This is a genomic window from Rhizobium sp. 42MFCr.1 (assembly GCF_000377185.1).
GTDB lineage: Bacteria > Pseudomonadota > Alphaproteobacteria > Rhizobiales > Rhizobiaceae > Rhizobium > Rhizobium altiplani.
The window spans coordinates 58071-74587 of record NZ_KB897836.1 but is presented as its reverse complement, the minus strand read 5'-3'; the positions used below and the strand labels follow the sequence as shown (position 1 = coordinate 74587).

Below are 16517 nucleotides of genomic sequence, written 5' to 3'. Positions count from 1 at the left end.
TCATGAAAATTACCCACCTCACCACCACCGCCGTCAGCCTGCCTCTCGCCGAACCGCTCGGCAATGCCACCGCCACCATTCGCCAGCTCTCCTGCATCGTCGTAGACCTCGGCACCGATGAGGGATTGCGGGGTGAAAACCTCATCTTCACCATCCGGCCGGAGCAGGTAAAGCTTCTGGACGCCATGGTGCATGTGCTGTCCGACGCTGTGATCGGCCTTGATCCGGACGATACCGGCGCATTCTGGGCGGATGCCTGGCGGCGCATCAACTTCATCGGCTTCACTGGCGTCTCGATCATGGGTATTTCGGCGATCGACGGAGCTATGTGGGACCTCAGAGCCAAGCGCGCTGGTCTTTCTATCTCGCGGATGCTCGGCAGGTGCCGGGAGACAATTCCAGCCTATGCGAGCGGCGGGTTGTGGCTCACCCAGGACATCCCGGCACTGGTGCGCCAAGCCGAGGGTTTCGTCGCGCAGGGTTTCAAGGCGATGAAGCTGCGACTTGCCGGAAGGATCGAAGTCGACCTGCCGCGGGTCAAAGCCGTCCGGGCGGCGATCGGCAGCGAGATCGCGCTGATGGTCGATGCCAATCAGGTGCTGGATGCGGATGCCGCCATCAGGCTCGGCGATGCGTTGGCGCCATTCGACATCGCCTGGTTCGAGGAACCTGTACCGGCGCATGCCCTCGAGGCTTCGGCCAAGGTGGCGAACGCCCTGCGAATACCGATCGCCTCAGGGGAGAACGAATACACTCGTTACGGCTTTCGGCGGATGATCGAAGCAGGCGCCGCCTCTATTCTCATGCCCGATCTTCAACGGGTCGGTGGTGTAACCGAATTTGCGCGCGTCGGCGCGCTGGCGGCGAGCTTCGACTTGCCGATTTCGTCACACCTCTTCCCGGAAATGAGCTTACAGCTCCTTGCTCATGTGCCTACGGCTCATTCTCTCGAATACATGGATTGGTTCGCTCCGCTCTATCAGGAGAAGATCGATCTTATCGACGGTCTGGCGCGGGTTCCCGATGCGCCGGGTTGGGCAATGGCATTGGATCGCGCTGCTATTCGGTGCTACAGCCTGTGACAACAAGCACTGCGGAACGGCGGGAGCCTTCCCAAGGAAGCCGCCTTCGCCGTTTGCGTTTCCGGCGAAGATGAGAACCGGCGTTCCTGTCGTGAACGAGACACTTGAAGGACGCGCCGGCTACCTGAAGGCATTCACAATTGCAGTCGGCGTCTTTGGACGCTACGCCTCAGATCGACGCGGCTCACCTCTTCGAGGACATCGGTTTAAGGAGCTCCTTACGGGCCAGTGCCCGGGAGTTGCTCTCCATGGGCTCTTGCTATCGGGAGGTGTTTCTGACCGTCAGGGCAATTGCCGCCCGCTCGCGAAAATACGGATCGCTGCCGCGTGGGCATATCATACAACTTGACTAATGAGATATTATGACAGATAGTATCACCAGTCGATCGGGAGTCGGCAAAGGAGGATTTTCGATGTATCACATGAAGGCAATGATTGCTGCAGCGGTTATCGGCGCAGCATGCTGGAGCGCACCGCTTCGTGCCGAAACGCCGCCAAATATGCTTGTTGTTGGCTTCTCGATGAACAATATCCTGACATTGGATCCGGCGGCCATTACCGGCAAGGAGACGGTCCAGGTTCTCGCCAACATATACGACAACCTGGTTTCACTCGATCCTGTCAACAGGTCCGAGGTTACACCTCAGCTCGCGGAGAGCTGGGTCGTCAGCGATGACAAGTCGAAGATCACTTTCACCTTGCGAGACGGGGCGACCTTTGCTTCCGGCAACCCCGTCACGTCCGAGGACGTCGTCTGGTCGTTGAAGCGGCTGATGTCATTGAACCTGGCCCAGGCGTCGTTCTTGAAGACCCATGGGTTCACTGCCGACAACGCCGAGGCAAGCTTCACCGCTCCGGACGTCAAGACCGTGGTCATCACGCTTCCCAAGAAGGTTGACCCGGAACTTATCATCATGACGCTGGGCATCGTTGGCCCGGGATCGATCTATGACAGCAAGACTGTGCTGGAAAATGAAAAGGACGGTGACAAGGGTGCCGCCTGGCTGACCACGCATTCAGCGGGGTCGGGACCATTCGTCCTTGGTGAATGGCGCTCGAACGAGCGCGTCGTTCTTGATCGCAACGACAAATATTGGGGCGATAAGCCGGGGATGCGCCGCATCATCATGCGTCATCTGGCAGAATCGCAGAGCCAGCGCCTGATGCTGGAGAAGGGCGATATCGACATTGCCTTCTCGATGTCGGCGGCCGATCTCAAGTCGCTGGAAGCCAACAAGGACGTCAAGATAGAAACAATCGGTGGCAGTGGCTTCTATTATCTTGCGGTGTCGATGAAAGATGAGAAGTTCAAGAACCCGAAGGTTCGAGAGGCACTTCGCTATCTGATCGACTATCAGGGTCTCGACAAGACTGTCCTGCCGTATTTCGGCAAGCTACGCGATCGGCCGATCCCAAGCGGCATCTTCGGTGCATTGCCTGATGCCGGCTACAAGCTCGATGTCGAGAAGGCGAAGGCGCTGTTGGCCGAAGCAGGCTATCCGAACGGTTTTTCGACGACGCTCCGCGGTATTTCGGACGCGCCGTTCTTGAACCTCGCAACGGCTCTCCAGGCAACACTTGCCCAGGCGGGCATCAAGGCCGAAGTCATCACCGGGTCCGGCGATCAGATCTACGGCGCGATGCGCGAACGCAAATTCGAGTTGCTTGTCGGCCGCGGCGGCGGCGGACAGTTGCCGCATCCTGACTCCAATCTGCGCGCTATCGCCTACAACCCGAACAATTCGGATGAGGCAAAGCTGACAAACTTCCAGGGTTGGCGCACGTCGTTCTTCGACGAAAAACTGAACAGCATGATCGATGCTGCGCAGGTTGAAGGCGACAAGACTGCTCAGACTAAACTCTACGGCGATATCCAGGGGTATTATGCCGACCTCGTACCGGCGATCCAGCCTTTCTCCGAGGTAGTGGATACCGTGGGCGTGCGCGCCGATATCAAGGGGCTGGCGCTGAATCCGTCCTGGTCGACGCAATTGCGTACGGTCACCAAGGAACGCTAGGCCGCCAACACGTGCGACGGGTGTGTCCCGTCGCATATGCCATTTTGTGACTATGAAAGATCCAGCAATGAGCCATGATCGCATCTTTGCCGCCGCGCGGCAGGCCGGCACCATTATGGTGACCTTGCTCGGCCTCCTCATCCTGACGTTTTGCATCGGTCGACTGATGCCGGTGGATCCGGTGAGAGCGATCGTCGGGGAGGAGGCGGATCGCGCCACCTACGAGTTGGTCGCAGAGCGGTTGGGGGTCAATCTGCCGCTTCACACTCAATTCATCCGCTACGTCGGGGACGTGGTGCGCGGCGACTTCGGAGTTTCTATCCGCACGGGACAGCCCGTCATCAGCGACATCGCTCATGTCATGCCGGCTACGATTGAACTTGCCACCTTCGCCATTCTTTGTGGGGCTGGTTTCGGGATACCTCTCGGTATATTCGCGGCGATCAATCGTAATCGGCCAGCCGATCACATCATCCGCTTCCTGACGCTGATCGGGCATTCGATGCCGATCTTCTGGACGGGCATGATCGGCCTCATTATTTTCTATGCGGTGCTTGGGCTCGTGGGCGGCGGCGGGCGGATTTCCGACTACTATATCGGCCTTGTGCCGGAGACGACCGGCTTCATGCTCATTGACGCGGCGATCGCTGGCGACTGGGAGGTCTTCGGCGACGCGCTCAACCATCTCATCCTGCCCGCCAGCATTCTCGGTTACTCGTCGATGGCTTACATCACCAGGATGACGCGAAGTTTCATGCTCGACCAGCTTGGGCAGGAGTATATTACGACGGCGCGAGTGAAGGGATTGTCGAAGGGCCGGACGATCTGGCATCACGCCTTTGCCAATATCCGGGTTCAGCTCGTCACCATCGTTGCCTTGGCATATGGCAGCCTACTCGAAGGGGCGGTGCTGATTGAGACGGTCTTCTCCTGGCCGGGCTTTGGACAATACATCACCAACAACATGCTCATCGGCGATATGAACGCGGTCATGACCTGCGTGCTGCTTGTGGGCGTTATCTTCATCGCGCTGAACCTGCTTTCAGACGCACTCTACAAGATCTTTGATCCAAGGACGCGGTGACATGGCACCAGGACATCTTGAAATGGGCAATCTTGTTTTGACTGAGCGTCGCAACGGACCTGTTGTCATGGCGGCCAGACGTTTCGCCGCGGTCATCGGCGAGTTGCTGGCGAACCCAACAGCTGCCTTCGGCGTCATCGTCATCGCGATACTGCTGTTGACTGCGCTGCTTGCTCCCGTTCTCGCCAGCCATGACCCCAATGTCGTCGACCTCGGCAACGCTCTGGGCCGACCGAGCAGCCTTCATTGGTTCGGAACGGACGAACTGGGAAGGGACGTCTACAGCCGCCTCGTCTATGGAAGTCGGATCAGCCTGACATTCATTTTCATCGTGTCTATCATCGTTGGCCCGGTCGGACTTCTGGTTGGAACGACAGCCGGATACTTCGGCGGCTGGTGCGATACGGTGATGATGCGCATTACCGATATCTTCCTGTCGTTTCCGAGCCTGATCCTGGCGCTTGCCTTTGTCGCGGCATTGGGCGCGGGCCTGGAGAACGCGATCATCGCTATAGCGCTCACTGCCTGGCCACCAATTGCCCGCCTGGCACGAGCCGAGACGCTGACCTTTCGCGGGGCGGACTATATCGCTGCCTCGCGCATGCAAGGCGCCTCGCCACTGCGAATCATCGTAAAGTCGATCATGCCCATGTGTCTGCCCTCGGTCCTCGTCCGCATTACGCTGAGCATGGCGACGGTGATCCTCACTGCTGCTGGCCTCGGCTTCCTCGGACTTGGCGCGCAACCGCCCTTGCCCGAATGGGGTGCGATGATGGCGACGGGCCGGCGCTACATGCTGGACAACTGGTGGCTCGTTGCGTTTCCAGGCGGCGCGATCCTGCTCGTCAGTCTTGCTTTCAACCTGTTGGGCGACGGTCTTCGCGACGTGCTCGACCCGAAGCAGAAGTGAGGAACGTCACATGGCCAATCTCCTCGATGTCCGCAATCTGCATGTCAGCTATCGCGGCCGCAAAGGTGACAACCCGGTTGTCAAGGGAATCTCGTTCTCGCTCGGGCAAGAGAGGCTGGGGATCGTTGGTGAATCCGGATCGGGAAAATCCACCATCGGTCGGGCGCTACTGAAGCTTCTGCCGACGGCCAATATTACAGCCGAGCGGATGCAATTCGGTGAAACCAATCTGCTGACCTGCCGCGAGAAAGAGATGTTGCAGGTCCGCGGACGCCGTATGTCGATGATCTTGCAGGACCCGAAGTTTTCTCTCAATCCAGTCCACCGGGTCGGCGATCAGGTTGCGGAAGCCTATCGCATACACAGTGGCGCCTCACGCGGCGCGGCCAAGCAACGCACGCTGGAAATGCTGGAGGCAGTGCAGATTCGTGATCCTGAGAGGGTGTTCAGTCTTTATCCGCACGAGGTCTCGGGCGGAATGGGGCAGCGCGTCATGATTGCGATGATGTTGATCCCCGAGCCTGAGCTGATCATCGCCGATGAGCCGACCTCGGCGCTCGATGTCACTGTACGCATGCAGGTGCTGAAGATCCTCAATGACCTGGTGATCAGTAAGGGCATTGGGCTGATCATGATCAGCCATGACCTCAACCTGGTCCGCAATTTCTGTGACCGCGTTCTGGTGATGCGGTCGGGCGAGTTCGTCGAGGAACGGCAGGCGCGCGACCTGAAGAACGCAGAGCATCCCTACACACGCGGATTGCTGGCAGCGCAGCCTCACATCGGCGGTGACCGCCGCCCACTGCCTGTCTTGAGCCGCAGCCAGACCATCAAAGTCGCAACAGTTGAGGGTACACCATGAGCGCGATCGAGATTGAAGATCTATCCATTTCGCTCGGCATTGGCGTGCACGCAAAGCGCATTCTCGGGGGCGTGAACTTCAGCGTCGACAAGGGCGAGTCCTTCGGGCTAGTCGGAGAATCTGGCTCGGGCAAGTCGACGGTCCTACGGTGTATCGCCCGCCTGCTGAACGCGTGGGATGGTAGGATTGCCATCAACAACAAAGCCGTCCGCGATACGCCTCAGGACGAATACTGCCGTACCGTCCAGATGGTCTTCCAGGACCCCTACGGATCGCTTCACCCGCGCCAGTCGATCCAAACCGCGCTTCAGGAGCCCCTGCGCATTCAGCGTATGGATCGCCATCAAGAACGCATGGAACAGGCGCTGATTGAGGTCGGGCTCACTCCCGCCTTTCTCCAGCGCTATCCGCACGAGCTCTCCGGCGGGCAGCGCCAGCGCGTCGCCATCGCACGCGCACTCATCCTCGATCCTTCCGTCCTGCTGCTCGACGAGCCCACTTCGGCCCTCGATGTGTCCGTTCAGGCAGAAGTGCTGAACCTCCTCTCCGAGCTTAGAGCACGCAAGGGGCTGACCTATCTCCTCGTCTCGCATGATCTCGCGGTGATCGACCATATGTGCGATCGGCTGGCGGTCATGCAGCATGGACGCATCGTCGAGATCCTGGACCGTGCGGTCCTTTCGACGGGGCGGGCGACCGATCCCTACGCAAGGGAGCTGATCCGAGCCAGTGTCGAGTACGACCAGGCAGTTTGAGCTGGCGCCAAGCGGCGCAATCGTGAGGTTGGCAGCGCCGGGCAATATGGATGAAGGCCGATGATCGACCGCGACAATCTTGCCTCCATCGCTCGACGGCATCGCGATGCGTCAGCATTTCCGTTGAGATTCGGCGGCTCTTCGGTCGACTTCGTGACGTGGCGTTCCTCGACATTGGACCATGTCGTGCAGTCGATCGATCCTGACGCATGTCATGTCGACGGGGTCGAAACGATGGAGCAATGGGATTGCTCGTCTTTTGCCGGCAAACGGTTGAGCCTTCGATTTTCCAATGGCGAGGTGGCTGAGGCCCTTCTGCTCCTGCCACACCAGCAGACACCTGCACCAGCCTTGTTGATGTTGCATGATCACGGTGCGACCTTCAATATCGGCAAGGAGAAGGTAGTCCCTGCGCCGCCAGATGGTCCGACGCGGGAAGCCGCGCGGGCGTGGGCAGATCGTTTCTATGGCGGACGTTTTCCTGGAGAAGAGGCGGCGCGGCGTGGCTATGTCGTTCTCAGCGTCGATGCGCTCGGCTGGTCAAGCCGTTGCGGCAACGGGTACGAAGCGCAGCAGGCGCTTGCCGCTAACCTGATGCAGTTCGGTGTCTCGCTTGCCTCAGTCGTTGCCATGGAGGATATCGCAGCCGCCAAATTTCTTGGCGAGTTGCCAGAGGTTGATCGGAAGCGCGTGGCAAGTTTCGGATTTTCCTTTGGCGGGTACCGCGCCTGGCAGGTCGCAGCCCTTTCTGCCGACATTGCGGCCTTCTGTGCAATCGGCTGGATGGGCACCCTGGATGGGCTCATGCAGACCGGCAGCAACCAGTTGCGCGGCCAATCGGCATTCTACATGCTGCATCCACAGATCGCGGGCAAGCTAGACTATCCCGACTTTGCCGGCCTTGCAGCGCCGAAGCCGGGCTACTTTCTGAGCGGGCGCGAGGACCGGCATTTCCCTCCAGCCGTCGTTGAGGCTGCGTTTGGCCGTCTGCGTGAGCTCTGGTCGGCCGGAAAGGGGATGGAAAACCTGAAAACGGCCATCTGGCAAGGCGGCCACGAGTTTCCCATCCCAGAGCAGGACGCTGCGCTCAACTGGCTCGATGCGGCTCTCAGGGGCTGACGAACGACGCTTCGCCAGCCCCTCTTGTTCATGCCACCAAGTTCGCCTCGATGAAGGCGAAGTTGATGTCTTCTCCAAGACCCGGCTTATCGGAAAGGTGGACATAGCCATGTTCGTCCATGGGATCGACAAGCGCGTTCAGATACTCGAAGCCGTCATCATACTCGAGGAAGGGATGCAAGAGGCCTCGTTCGTACCACTTGGCATTCTTGCTGCAGGCGGCGACGATCAGGTTCGGGGCGCCGTTGCCATGAATTTCGCAATACATGCCGAAGGACTCCGCAAGGTGCATCGACTTCATCGCAGGGCTGATGCCGCCGACATCGTGCACGCCTGTCCGCAGGATGTCGCAGGCATTCGAGGTGATCCACTCGGCGCGACTGAAGTGCTTTCCACCAGCGCTCTCCGGGCCAAGAACGGGAATGTCGAGATTGGCCGCAAGCCAGGCGTAGGAGGCCGAGCTTTGCTCGTCCATCGGCTCTTCGATCCAATCGAAGCTCAGCTTCTCCAAGCCCTTGCCGAGTTCGAGCGCCTCGGTCCGGCTATACCAATGAAACGCATCGATCATCAGGTGGATATCGGGACCAACGGCCTCCCGCACGGCCGCGCAGGCCTTCAGATCCATTTTCACATCAGGTGCCCACGAGACCGGAGGCATCCAGGTATGCAGCTTGATCCCCTTGTAGCCGCGCTTTACCAGCTTTTCGGCGAAGCGCCCGTAGTCTTCCGGCGTTGCAAGGCCGCCCTCGAGCTCATCGCCACACATGATCGATCCATAGGCCCGCACCTTGTCGCGATAGCCGCCGATAAGCTTGTGGACGGGGATAGCCAGCTTGCGTCCGGCGAGATCCCACAGCGCGCAGTCCACGATAGCAAGCGTCCGGTCGGTCAGTTGTGCAGCACTTCCACGCTGCCAATGGGCGAGTTCCTGCCAGAGTCTCTCGCGATCAAATGGATCCTGGCCGATCAGTACCTTTTTGATGAACTTGTCGAGGACATGCGGACGAACGATTTCGGGCGGGGAAAAGCAGTAGCCCTCGGTGCCATCGTCTGCGACGATCGTCAGCAGCGCAAGGTTGACCTTATGAGCCGGCCCAGGATGGGCATGTCCTGCCGTGTCGGCGTGGCGATAGGTTGTGTGCGCAAAGACGCGCACGTTAATATCAACGATCTTCAAGTTTTCTCCTCCAGGTTCTTTTTGTGTCCGGCCCGTGGCCGAATACGGCAAATGTCGAAGGCTCGATCCACAGTCCTGTCGCGTCATCGCCTGGACTGTTTCGGTGCTGACGTGCGCGGCGATCCCTTTGCCGAAGGCCTCCGGATGCTTACTTGTAATACGGCGTCACTAATGTCATAATATGTCTGACGCGCTCTGGTCAATCGGATTTTTGCAATCACTTGACAGGTGAGCGTCGTTCGGGATGTCTAGATCGACAGAGGGCGGGGACAAATATGGGGCAAAATGTGGTTCAGCAGACGGGGACAGAGCAACGCAAAAGCGGTGAGACGTTAGTGGAAATGGTGGCGCGCCGCCTGCGCGATGCGATTGCGTCAGGGGCCTTGAAGCCCGGCGATCGGTTGCCAACGGAAGGTGGTTTGACGCAGGAATACGAGGTCAGCCGAACGGTAATCCGAGAGGCGATCGCTTCCCTTCGTGCCGACGGACTGGTCGAAGCGCGCCACGGGGTCGGCGTCTTCGTCCTGACGCCTCCGGCCGGCGCCTATGACGGGTTCAAAAGCGCCGATCCCAATAAGATCTCCTCGTTGCTTGAAATGCTTGAGCTGCGGGCCGCGATCGAAATCGAGGCCGCCGGGCTTGCGGCCATACGGCGTTCGCCGGCCCAGGAAGAGGCCATTCTTGAGGCCTATGACGAGATTGAGCGACTGAAGCAGGATCAAAAGCCGACAGTCGAGGCAGACAGGGCGTTTCACCTGGCGATAGCTGATTCCACCAGCAATCCCCGTTTTCGTGAGTTTTTACAGTTGGTCGGCAAGCAGATCATTCCTAGGGGCGTCTTGGCTGAGGGTGATACCGAGAGATCCTCGCAGGAGTACCTGCAGCAGATTCAGGCCGAGCATTTGCGAATTGCCCGGGCGATATCGGACCAGGATGAGGCCGCGGCGCGAGAGGCGATGCGTCTCCACCTGAAGGGAAGCCAACAGCGCTACCGGAATTTCATCAAGCGCGGCTGAGTGATCTCAATTATCGTATGATGAGTTATTGACAGTCATCATATCTCTGCTAGTTTCACTGCCATCGACTCTCGTTCTGTCCGGAGGATATCCATGGCACTGGACCCCATTTCTTTGAAGGCAGCTCTTGGAGCTGGCCTTCTTTCTTTCCCCGTCACCCCTTTTAACGACGACGATCGGTTTAATCGGTCTGTCTACGAAGACCATGTCGGCTGGCTTTCCGGTTTCGGCGCGAGTGTCTTGTTTGCAGCCGGTGGTACCGGCGAATTCTTCTCGCTGACGCCCGACGAGCTGCCGGAGGTGGTGCGTGCGGCCAAGGCATCAGCGGGCGCAACGCCGATCGTGTCGGGATGCGGATACGGCACGAAGATGGCCGTGCGGATCGCCAGATTGGCCGAAGAGGCGGGGGCCGACGGCATTCTGCTGCTGCCGCAATATCTTATCGATGCCAGCCAGGACGGCCTGTTTGCACACGTGAAGGCGGTTTGTGACGCGGTCGACATCGGCGTTATGGTCTATAATCGCGACAACGCCATCCTGTCGGCCGATACCCTTGCACGGCTCTGCGAGGTTTGCCCCAATCTGGTCGGATTCAAGGATGGCTCAGGCGAAATCGGGCTGGTACGACAGATCACAGCAACCATCGGCGACCGGCTCACTTATCTCGGCGGCATGCCGACTGCCGAGCTCTTTGCGGATGCATATCTCGGTGCGGGTGTGACGACCTATTCGTCGGCGGTTTTCAACTTTGTGCCGGCTCTGGCACAGGAATTCTACACGGCGCTAAGGGCCGGGAAGACCGAAACTACCAATCGCATCCTGCGTGACTTCTTCTTCCCGTTCATGGAGATACGCAACCGCCGCAAGGGCTACGCGGTATCCGCCGTCAAGGCAGGCGTGCGCCTGCAGGGCTTTGATAGCGGTCCAGTACGCGCGCCCCTGACAGACCTTACAGTGGACGAGGTCTCGATGCTCGAGAAGCTGGTAGCTCCGCACCGCAGATGACAAGCGGCACCGTCAGTATGTCGCTGACGAACTGAGAAAACACAGACGGAAGGACGGCTTTGATGAGCCACACTGATTTTACCAACCGCTATGCGATCGATCCGAAGACTGCGGCACGGTTCAGTACGGAAGAGCTTCGCGAAAACTTCTTGCTGCCGCCACTCTTCGTGGCGGAGCGCATCCAGCTTCACTACACCAATTACGACCGGATGATCGTCGGTGGTGCAATGCCGACTTCCGCGCCGCTTTCACTGGAAACGATCAAGCCTGCCGGGACCGACACGCTTCTGGCGCGGCGCGAGCTGATCGCTGTCAATATTGGTGGTGCCGGCATCGTCAGCGTCGACGGCGAAGAGTTTCAGGCCGGTACCCGCGACATGGTCTATGCCGGCATGGGGGCTTCGGTGACATTCCGGTCCGTATCGGCCGAACAACCGGCAAAATTCTACCTGCTGAGCGCCCCCGCGCACGTCCGTCACCCTGCGAAGCATATCGGCATTTCAGATGCCAAGCGCGTCGATCTCGGCGCTCAGGCAACGAGCAACGAGCGTTCGATTTTCCAGTTCATCCATCCGGACGGTGTCAGAACCTGTCAGCTCGTCGTTGGCATGACGACGCTTGCCGAAGGCTCGGTGTGGAACACCATGCCCTGCCACGTGCATGACCGGCGGATGGAGGCCTATCTCTATTTCGATCTGCCGGAAAAGGCCCGCGTCGTGCATCTGATGGGAGAGCCGAACGAAACGCGCCACCTGATCGTGAAGAACGAGGAGGCGATCCTGTCGCCGGGTTGGTCGATCCATTCCGGTGTCGGCACATCAAGCTACACATTCATCTGGGCCATGGCCGGTGACAATGTCGACTACACCGACGTCGACCTTGTCGCCATCGAAGATCTTAGGTGAGGAGGGGGAATATGGCAGCGAGTGATCTTTTCGTGCCGGCCAAGGATGCCGAGTGGACCAGTCCGGAACCTGGCGTGACCCGTCGTATCATGGCCTACCTGCCTGAGATGATGATGGTCGAGGTGGTTTTTGAGAAGGACGCCGTCGGTGCGCTTCATTCCCATCCCCACATCCAGGCAAGCTATGTGGCTGAGGGCAGTTTCGAGGTGACGATCGACGGCAGGACGGAAACCCTGCACCAGGGAGGCAGCTTCATCGTCCCCCCCGATCTGGTACATGGGGTCAAGGCTCTCGAGAAGGGCCGCCTGATCGATACGTTTACGCCACATCGCGCCGAATTCCTCAAGTGAGGCCTGCCATGACCATGTTCGATCTTTCCGGGCAGGTGGCGGTCGTCACCGGTGCCAATACCGGCCTTGGCCAGGCAATCGCCGTGGCGCTGGCGGCGGCCGGCGCCTCGATCGTTGCCGTTGGCCGCTCATCGATGGACGAAACGGAAGCTGCGGTTCGCGAGATCGGTGCTGGCTTTCACGCCATCAAGGCCGATCTTGGATCGATCGAGCCGGTCAAAGCAATCGTCGATGAAACCGTAGCGACGTTTGGCAAGCTCGACATCCTGGTCAACAATGCCGGCATCATCCGCCGCGCCGACGCCATCGACTTCACGGAGGCCGATTGGGATGCGGTCATGGACATCAACCTGAAGAGCGTCTTCTTTCTGTCGCAGGCTGTTGCCCGGCATATGCTGGAACGAGGCGGCGGCAAGATCATCAACATCGCCTCGCTATTGTCATTCCAGGGCGGTATCCGCATTCCCTCCTACACGGCCTCGAAGAGCGGCCTTGCCGGATTGACGCGTCTCTTGGCCTGCGAATGGGCGGGCAAGGGCATCAATGTCAATGCCATTGCTCCGGGCTATTTCGTGACCAACAACACGACCGCGCTTCGCGAGGATCCGGACCGGAGCGCCGGCATTCTTGCCCGCATCCCGGCCGGCCATTGGGGCGATCCCGCGCAACTCGGTGGCGCAGCGGTGTTCCTGGCATCACAGGCGTCCGACTATGTCCACGGCATCGTCTTGCCTGTCGATGGCGGATGGCTTGCGCGCTGAACCAGCCAGGCAAGTCCTTGGCCGGGTGATGCGAGGACCGTGGAACTGTAGATGAGCGGCGCAAAAGCCCAACGACTGGCCAGGACCGATGTCCGGGTCAGAAAATGAAGAACCCTTCCTCATCCCCTGCAATTACGGGGAGTTGATAGATGGCAGGAAGAATTCGACTTCCCTTCGGCGACGCATTTCCAAAGCTTCGACACGATCATGCCAAAACTGCTCGGCGGCGGGCGGGTCTGCCTCCCATGCGCGGACAGTTTGCTGATTGTCGTCGATCTTGACGCGCCTCTTTCCGCCTAGCCGGAGATATTCCTCCGCAAGCTGACGGCCCTCCGTCATTTCCATCTTGAATCACGTCCTTTCGATGAGCCTCGCGACGCACCCGTCGCTAACTCAAGGAACGTCTGGCGTGGGCCATTGTTCCGCAGTCTCGGCATCGATTGCGACGGTGCGATTTCAGAAATGCGTGGCCTTCCTGCCGTCAACTGCGTCGATGACGGCACCCCACAAGGCATCCACTTCTGCCTTCGCGTCAATCGATGCCCGATGGCTTTGGCTTGCTTCCAGCACCGCATCGGCCATGGTGTTTACGTCGGCCTGTGTGTCGACCATGCGGATCGCACCGCCCTCTATCAGCTTGCAAAACAGGCCATGGTGGGCGAGGGCATCTCGCTGTCGCGGCGCGTTGACGACGACGGGCTTTCCCGAGAAGCTTGCCGCAAGCACGCTTGCCCGGCGCGCCGTCAGCCCTTCAGTGAAAAGATAGCAGAACACGTCGACATGTCTGAAGATCCCGAAGAGCTCCTCGGCGTGGGCAACATAACCTGTTACGACGACCCGGTCTGAAATGCCGAGCTTGTCTGCGAGCGCATAAAATTCCTGCTCCACATTGTCGGTGCCGCGGATGAACGATCCGGCGAAGACCACGCCGACATCGTGGCCAAGCGCCAGCAGCCGGGCAGCAGTCTCCAGAACAGCCGTTGACTGCTTCTTGGGATAGATTGAACCGAACTGCCCAAGGATCAGCCGCCGGGCCTTGCGCTGTGCGTCAAGTCTCCGGGCGATCGGGCCGTCGTGGAGCGTGGTAGGCAAGGCAAGATTTGGCGGGATCGGGATGACTGCTCGCCGACTGGTCGACAGGGCGGACAGAGGGCTCCTGGCAAATTCGGCGGCGACTTCCGGCGCTGAAAACAAGATCTGAGTTGCGAGCATCACCACCGGAACCAGCACTAGGCGACGCTTCCAGTCGAGAGCGTGCCATTCGTGCAGTACCACGACAAGCTGTTTGCGCTGCAGCCGGGAAACGAATGCCGCGACAACCGGCTCTGCTAGCTTTTTCTTCCAGGCCACGACAGGAAAATTGAGGATGGCGGCGTCCGCATCGTCGAGCGCGGATTTAAGCCCGCCGATATCGCCGTCAAGCACGTGCCGAGTGGCGCGCCCGTCGAGTCGCAAAGCCGCCTGTCGGGCAAACTCTTCGACACCACAGGTTTGGGCGGCGTCGGAGACGAGTGCAAGGTAGCGACGTTTCGGCATATCAAACCTTTTGAACAGGCGGACGGCGGGTGACCGCGCTGCGTTGATACCGTCTTTTGGTAAAAGCCGGCTTACAATTTCAGGTTCAATGTTTGACATGCCGTCGGCAAACAGGCCTGCCACCATCACGTGTATAGCGAGGGTTAACTATAGCTCGAGGTTTTACAGCGATAGGTCTTCGAAACAGCTAATTGTCGGATCCGTTCTTGACCGATGCTCGTTTCGAAGGTGCGTGAATGACTAGGCATAGCAGTGCATCAGCGCGTCTGAATTATTCGATGAACGAATGGCCGACGAACCGGCTCGGAAGCCTGCCGATCGTGCGGGCCGGCATGGAAGAATCCGCAGACGCCTTCATTCAGTTGGCGCTCGAGCGCAGGGGGGGCGGCGGGCGTCCCTTCTACTCCACCTCCGCAAACGGTCAGGTCATTGCGCTTTGCGAGCATGATGCCAATTTCCGCTCGTTGACGCGTCAGGCCGACCAGATCCATGCCGATGGAATGTCGGTCGTGCTCTTTTCCAAGCTGTCCTCGGCCGAGCCCTTGCCAGAACGCGTCGCCACGACCGATCTCGTTCATGCCGTGGCGGAACGCGCGGCGGAAGCCGGGGTCAGTTTTTACTTTCTTGGTGCCAGCGAAGAGGTGAATGCCCGGGCGGTCGAGAACATGTCGAAGGCCTATCCGGGACTTCGCTTTGCCGGCCGACGCAACGGTTATTTTGATCGCGCCGAGGAAGAAGCGGTTGTCGAGGCGATCAATGCGGCGGCTCCGGATATCCTCTGGATCGGCTTCGGGGTGCCGCTGGAGCAGCAGTTCGTCGTTCGCAACATCAACAGATTGCACAATGTCGGGTTGATCAAAACCTCCGGCGGCCTGTTTGATTTCCTCGCCGGAAGCAAGAGCCGCGCCCCCCGCTGGATGCAGAAGGTTGGCCTTGAGTGGTTCTACCGCATGCTCCTCGAGCCACGCCGGCTGGCAACACGCTATTTGACCACCAATCCGGTTGCCATCTACGCGATGCTCCGGCATTCGCTGCGAGCTCTTTCTGCAGGCCGGTGATCGGATCAACGATCTTGAGTTCCTCGATTTCGCTCATCACACCGAGTTATCGTGGCGATCTCGACAGTTGCCGTCTTCTCTGTGACTCGATCGACCGGTATGTGACGGGCTACGACGTGCATTACATCGTGATCGGCGACGAGGATGCGGACGCCTTCGTGGGCTTCGAAGGGGAAAAACGCCGCGTGATCGTCTCGTCCAGCCTGCTTCCATCCCTTTGGGCCCTGCCGAAATGGCGGGGGCGACGCTACTGGTGGGCACCCCATTTGCGCCTGCCAATCTACGGATGGCACCTGCAGCAGATGCGCAAGATCGCAATGACGCTGGCGCAACGGAGCGAGCGGGTCATGTGCATCGACTCCGACAATTGCTTCTGCCGCCCACTGGATCTGAGCGCGATGGCATCGACCCCGAAGCTCGCCCACCACGTCGCGGCCGGAGATATCAATCCCACGCGACCTAGCCACGTCCGCTGGTGGCAAAACGCGCATCGGCTGCTTGGCCTGAGCGTACCGGCGCTGCCAGGCGACGATTCCATCAGCCAGATGGTTCTGTGGGAGCGGCGAACGGTGGCGACCATGGTGAAGCGTATCGAGGGCGCTAGTCGTCTTCCGTGGTGGCAGGCGCTGGCCCGCATCCGGCATTTTTCCGAGTATCTCATTTACGGTGTCGCGGTCGCCAATGACCCCGAGCTTGCGCAACGACATGAACGCGTTTTGCAAAGCCCGTGCCTGACCTATTGGGAGGGGCCGGCTCTAGACCGGGAGGGATTGGCGGCATTCATCGAAGGCTTGAAACCGGGTCAGACGACGATCGCGATCCAGTCGCATACGCACACACCGATCGAAGTGATCCGTAAGGTCGCTCTTGGCTGAGAAA

Annotated in this window: 17 protein-coding genes; 14 read left to right on the top strand and 3 right to left on the bottom strand. The window is 59.5% G+C overall.

Going from position 1 to position 16517, the window contains the following annotated elements:
• Positions 1–2: 2 nt before the first annotated feature.
• The 7 genes from C934_RS0118620 (at position 3) to C934_RS0118590 (ending at position 7830) form a co-directional block, all read left to right on the top strand.
• Positions 3–1082, top strand: a complete 1080-nt coding sequence (locus C934_RS0118620; RefSeq protein WP_018858160.1) for a mandelate racemase/muconate lactonizing enzyme family protein — start codon at positions 3–5, stop codon at positions 1080–1082.
• Positions 1083–1504: 422 nt separating this feature from the next.
• Positions 1505–3100, top strand: a complete 1596-nt coding sequence (locus C934_RS0118615; RefSeq protein WP_026371916.1) for an ABC transporter substrate-binding protein — start codon at positions 1505–1507, stop codon at positions 3098–3100.
• Positions 3101–3167: 67 nt separating this feature from the next.
• Positions 3168–4184: an ABC transporter permease gene (locus C934_RS0118610; protein ID WP_018858158.1), complete on the top strand. Its 1017-nt coding sequence runs from the start codon at positions 3168–3170 to the stop codon at positions 4182–4184.
• A gap of 67 nt (positions 4185–4251) precedes the next feature.
• On the top strand, positions 4252–5094 hold the full coding sequence (locus C934_RS0118605; RefSeq protein ID WP_112667743.1) for an ABC transporter permease: 843 nt from the start codon (positions 4252–4254) through the stop codon (positions 5092–5094).
• Positions 5095–5104: 10 nt separating this feature from the next.
• A complete protein-coding gene (locus C934_RS0118600) occupies positions 5105–5956 on the top strand; it encodes an ABC transporter ATP-binding protein (protein WP_018858156.1) in 852 nt (283 codons plus the stop codon).
• A complete protein-coding gene (locus C934_RS0118595) occupies positions 5953–6711 on the top strand; it encodes an ABC transporter ATP-binding protein (protein ID WP_018858155.1) in 759 nt (252 codons plus the stop codon). Before C934_RS0118600 ends, C934_RS0118595 begins: the two co-directional genes overlap by 4 nt.
• Before the next feature lie 60 nt (positions 6712–6771).
• Complete coding sequence (locus C934_RS0118590) at positions 6772–7830, top strand: dienelactone hydrolase family protein (RefSeq protein ID WP_018858154.1); 1059 nt, start codon at positions 6772–6774, stop codon at positions 7828–7830.
• 28 nt (positions 7831–7858) lie between these two features.
• On the opposite strand, the gene C934_RS0118585 is transcribed toward C934_RS0118590, so the two are convergent.
• On the bottom strand, positions 7859–9007 hold the full coding sequence (locus C934_RS0118585; RefSeq protein ID WP_018858153.1) for a mandelate racemase family protein: 1149 nt from the start codon (positions 9005–9007) through the stop codon (positions 7859–7861).
• Positions 9008–9348: 341 nt separating this feature from the next.
• Between C934_RS0118585 and C934_RS0118580 the strand changes: the two genes are divergently transcribed.
• The 5 genes from C934_RS0118580 to kduD all read left to right on the top strand — a co-directional run bounded on the left by C934_RS0118580 (position 9349) and on the right by kduD (position 13044).
• Positions 9349–10023, top strand: a complete 675-nt coding sequence (locus C934_RS0118580) for an FCD domain-containing protein (RefSeq protein WP_018858152.1) — start codon at positions 9349–9351, stop codon at positions 10021–10023.
• A gap of 93 nt (positions 10024–10116) precedes the next feature.
• The gene (kdgD, locus tag C934_RS0118575) at positions 10117–11028 is read left to right on the top strand and encodes a 5-dehydro-4-deoxyglucarate dehydratase (protein ID WP_018858151.1); all 912 of its coding nucleotides are present in this window, start codon (positions 10117–10119) and stop codon (positions 11026–11028) included.
• A gap of 62 nt (positions 11029–11090) precedes the next feature.
• Positions 11091–11933 carry a 5-dehydro-4-deoxy-D-glucuronate isomerase gene (gene kduI / locus C934_RS0118570; protein WP_018858150.1) on the top strand — a complete coding sequence of 281 codons (843 nt, stop codon included), beginning with the start codon at positions 11091–11093 and terminating at the stop codon, positions 11931–11933.
• An 11-nt stretch (positions 11934–11944) separates the two neighbouring features.
• On the top strand, positions 11945–12283 hold the full coding sequence (locus C934_RS0118565; protein ID WP_018858149.1) for a cupin domain-containing protein: 339 nt from the start codon (positions 11945–11947) through the stop codon (positions 12281–12283).
• Positions 12284–12291: 8 nt separating this feature from the next.
• Complete coding sequence (kduD, locus tag C934_RS0118560; RefSeq protein ID WP_018858148.1) at positions 12292–13044, top strand: 2-dehydro-3-deoxy-D-gluconate 5-dehydrogenase KduD; 753 nt, start codon at positions 12292–12294, stop codon at positions 13042–13044.
• Positions 13045–13176: 132 nt separating this feature from the next.
• On the opposite strand, the gene C934_RS35700 is transcribed toward kduD, so the two are convergent.
• Together C934_RS35700 and C934_RS0118550 are read right to left on the bottom strand one after the other, a co-directional pair.
• Positions 13177–13389: a hypothetical protein gene (locus C934_RS35700; RefSeq protein WP_018858147.1), complete on the bottom strand. Its 213-nt coding sequence runs from the start codon at positions 13387–13389 to the stop codon at positions 13177–13179.
• 111 nt (positions 13390–13500) lie between these two features.
• Positions 13501–14580, bottom strand: a complete 1080-nt coding sequence (locus C934_RS0118550) for a glycosyltransferase (RefSeq protein ID WP_037090003.1) — start codon at positions 14578–14580, stop codon at positions 13501–13503.
• Positions 14581–14858: 278 nt separating this feature from the next.
• Here C934_RS0118550 and C934_RS0118545 point away from each other — a divergent pair, with 278 nt between their 5' ends.
• The gene (locus tag C934_RS0118545; protein ID WP_018858145.1) at positions 14859–15638 is read left to right on the top strand and encodes a WecB/TagA/CpsF family glycosyltransferase; all 780 of its coding nucleotides are present in this window, start codon (positions 14859–14861) and stop codon (positions 15636–15638) included.
• Positions 15639–15652: 14 nt separating this feature from the next.
• The gene (locus C934_RS0118540) at positions 15653–16513 is read left to right on the top strand and encodes a DUF6492 family protein (protein ID WP_037090002.1); all 861 of its coding nucleotides are present in this window, start codon (positions 15653–15655) and stop codon (positions 16511–16513) included.
• The last annotated feature ends 4 nt before the right edge of the window (positions 16514–16517 follow it).

Coding starts and splice junctions, on each gene's coding strand:
- C934_RS0118615 (WP_026371916.1), top strand. CDS start 1,505: ATGAAGGCAATGATTGCTGCAGCGGTTATCGGCGCAGCATGCTGGAGC.
- C934_RS0118610 (WP_018858158.1), top strand. CDS start 3,168: ATGAGCCATGATCGCATCTTTGCCGCCGCGCGGCAGGCCGGCACCATT.
- C934_RS0118580 (WP_018858152.1), top strand. CDS start 9,349: ATGGTGGCGCGCCGCCTGCGCGATGCGATTGCGTCAGGGGCCTTGAAG.
- C934_RS0118545 (WP_018858145.1), top strand. CDS start 14,859: ATGAACGAATGGCCGACGAACCGGCTCGGAAGCCTGCCGATCGTGCGG.
- C934_RS0118595 (WP_018858155.1), top strand. CDS start 5,953: ATGAGCGCGATCGAGATTGAAGATCTATCCATTTCGCTCGGCATTGGC.
- kdgD (WP_018858151.1), top strand. CDS start 10,117: ATGGCACTGGACCCCATTTCTTTGAAGGCAGCTCTTGGAGCTGGCCTT.
- C934_RS0118550 (WP_037090003.1), bottom strand. CDS start 14,580: ATGCCGAAACGTCGCTACCTTGCACTCGTCTCCGACGCCGCCCAAACC.
- kduI (WP_018858150.1), top strand. CDS start 11,091: ATGAGCCACACTGATTTTACCAACCGCTATGCGATCGATCCGAAGACT.
- C934_RS0118590 (WP_018858154.1), top strand. CDS start 6,772: ATGATCGACCGCGACAATCTTGCCTCCATCGCTCGACGGCATCGCGAT.
- C934_RS35700 (WP_018858147.1), bottom strand. CDS start 13,389: ATGGAAATGACGGAGGGCCGTCAGCTTGCGGAGGAATATCTCCGGCTA.
- C934_RS0118565 (WP_018858149.1), top strand. CDS start 11,945: ATGGCAGCGAGTGATCTTTTCGTGCCGGCCAAGGATGCCGAGTGGACC.
- kduD (WP_018858148.1), top strand. CDS start 12,292: ATGACCATGTTCGATCTTTCCGGGCAGGTGGCGGTCGTCACCGGTGCC.
- C934_RS0118620 (WP_018858160.1), top strand. CDS start 3: ATGAAAATTACCCACCTCACCACCACCGCCGTCAGCCTGCCTCTCGCC.
- C934_RS0118605 (WP_112667743.1), top strand. CDS start 4,252: ATGGCGGCCAGACGTTTCGCCGCGGTCATCGGCGAGTTGCTGGCGAAC.
- C934_RS0118600 (WP_018858156.1), top strand. CDS start 5,105: ATGGCCAATCTCCTCGATGTCCGCAATCTGCATGTCAGCTATCGCGGC.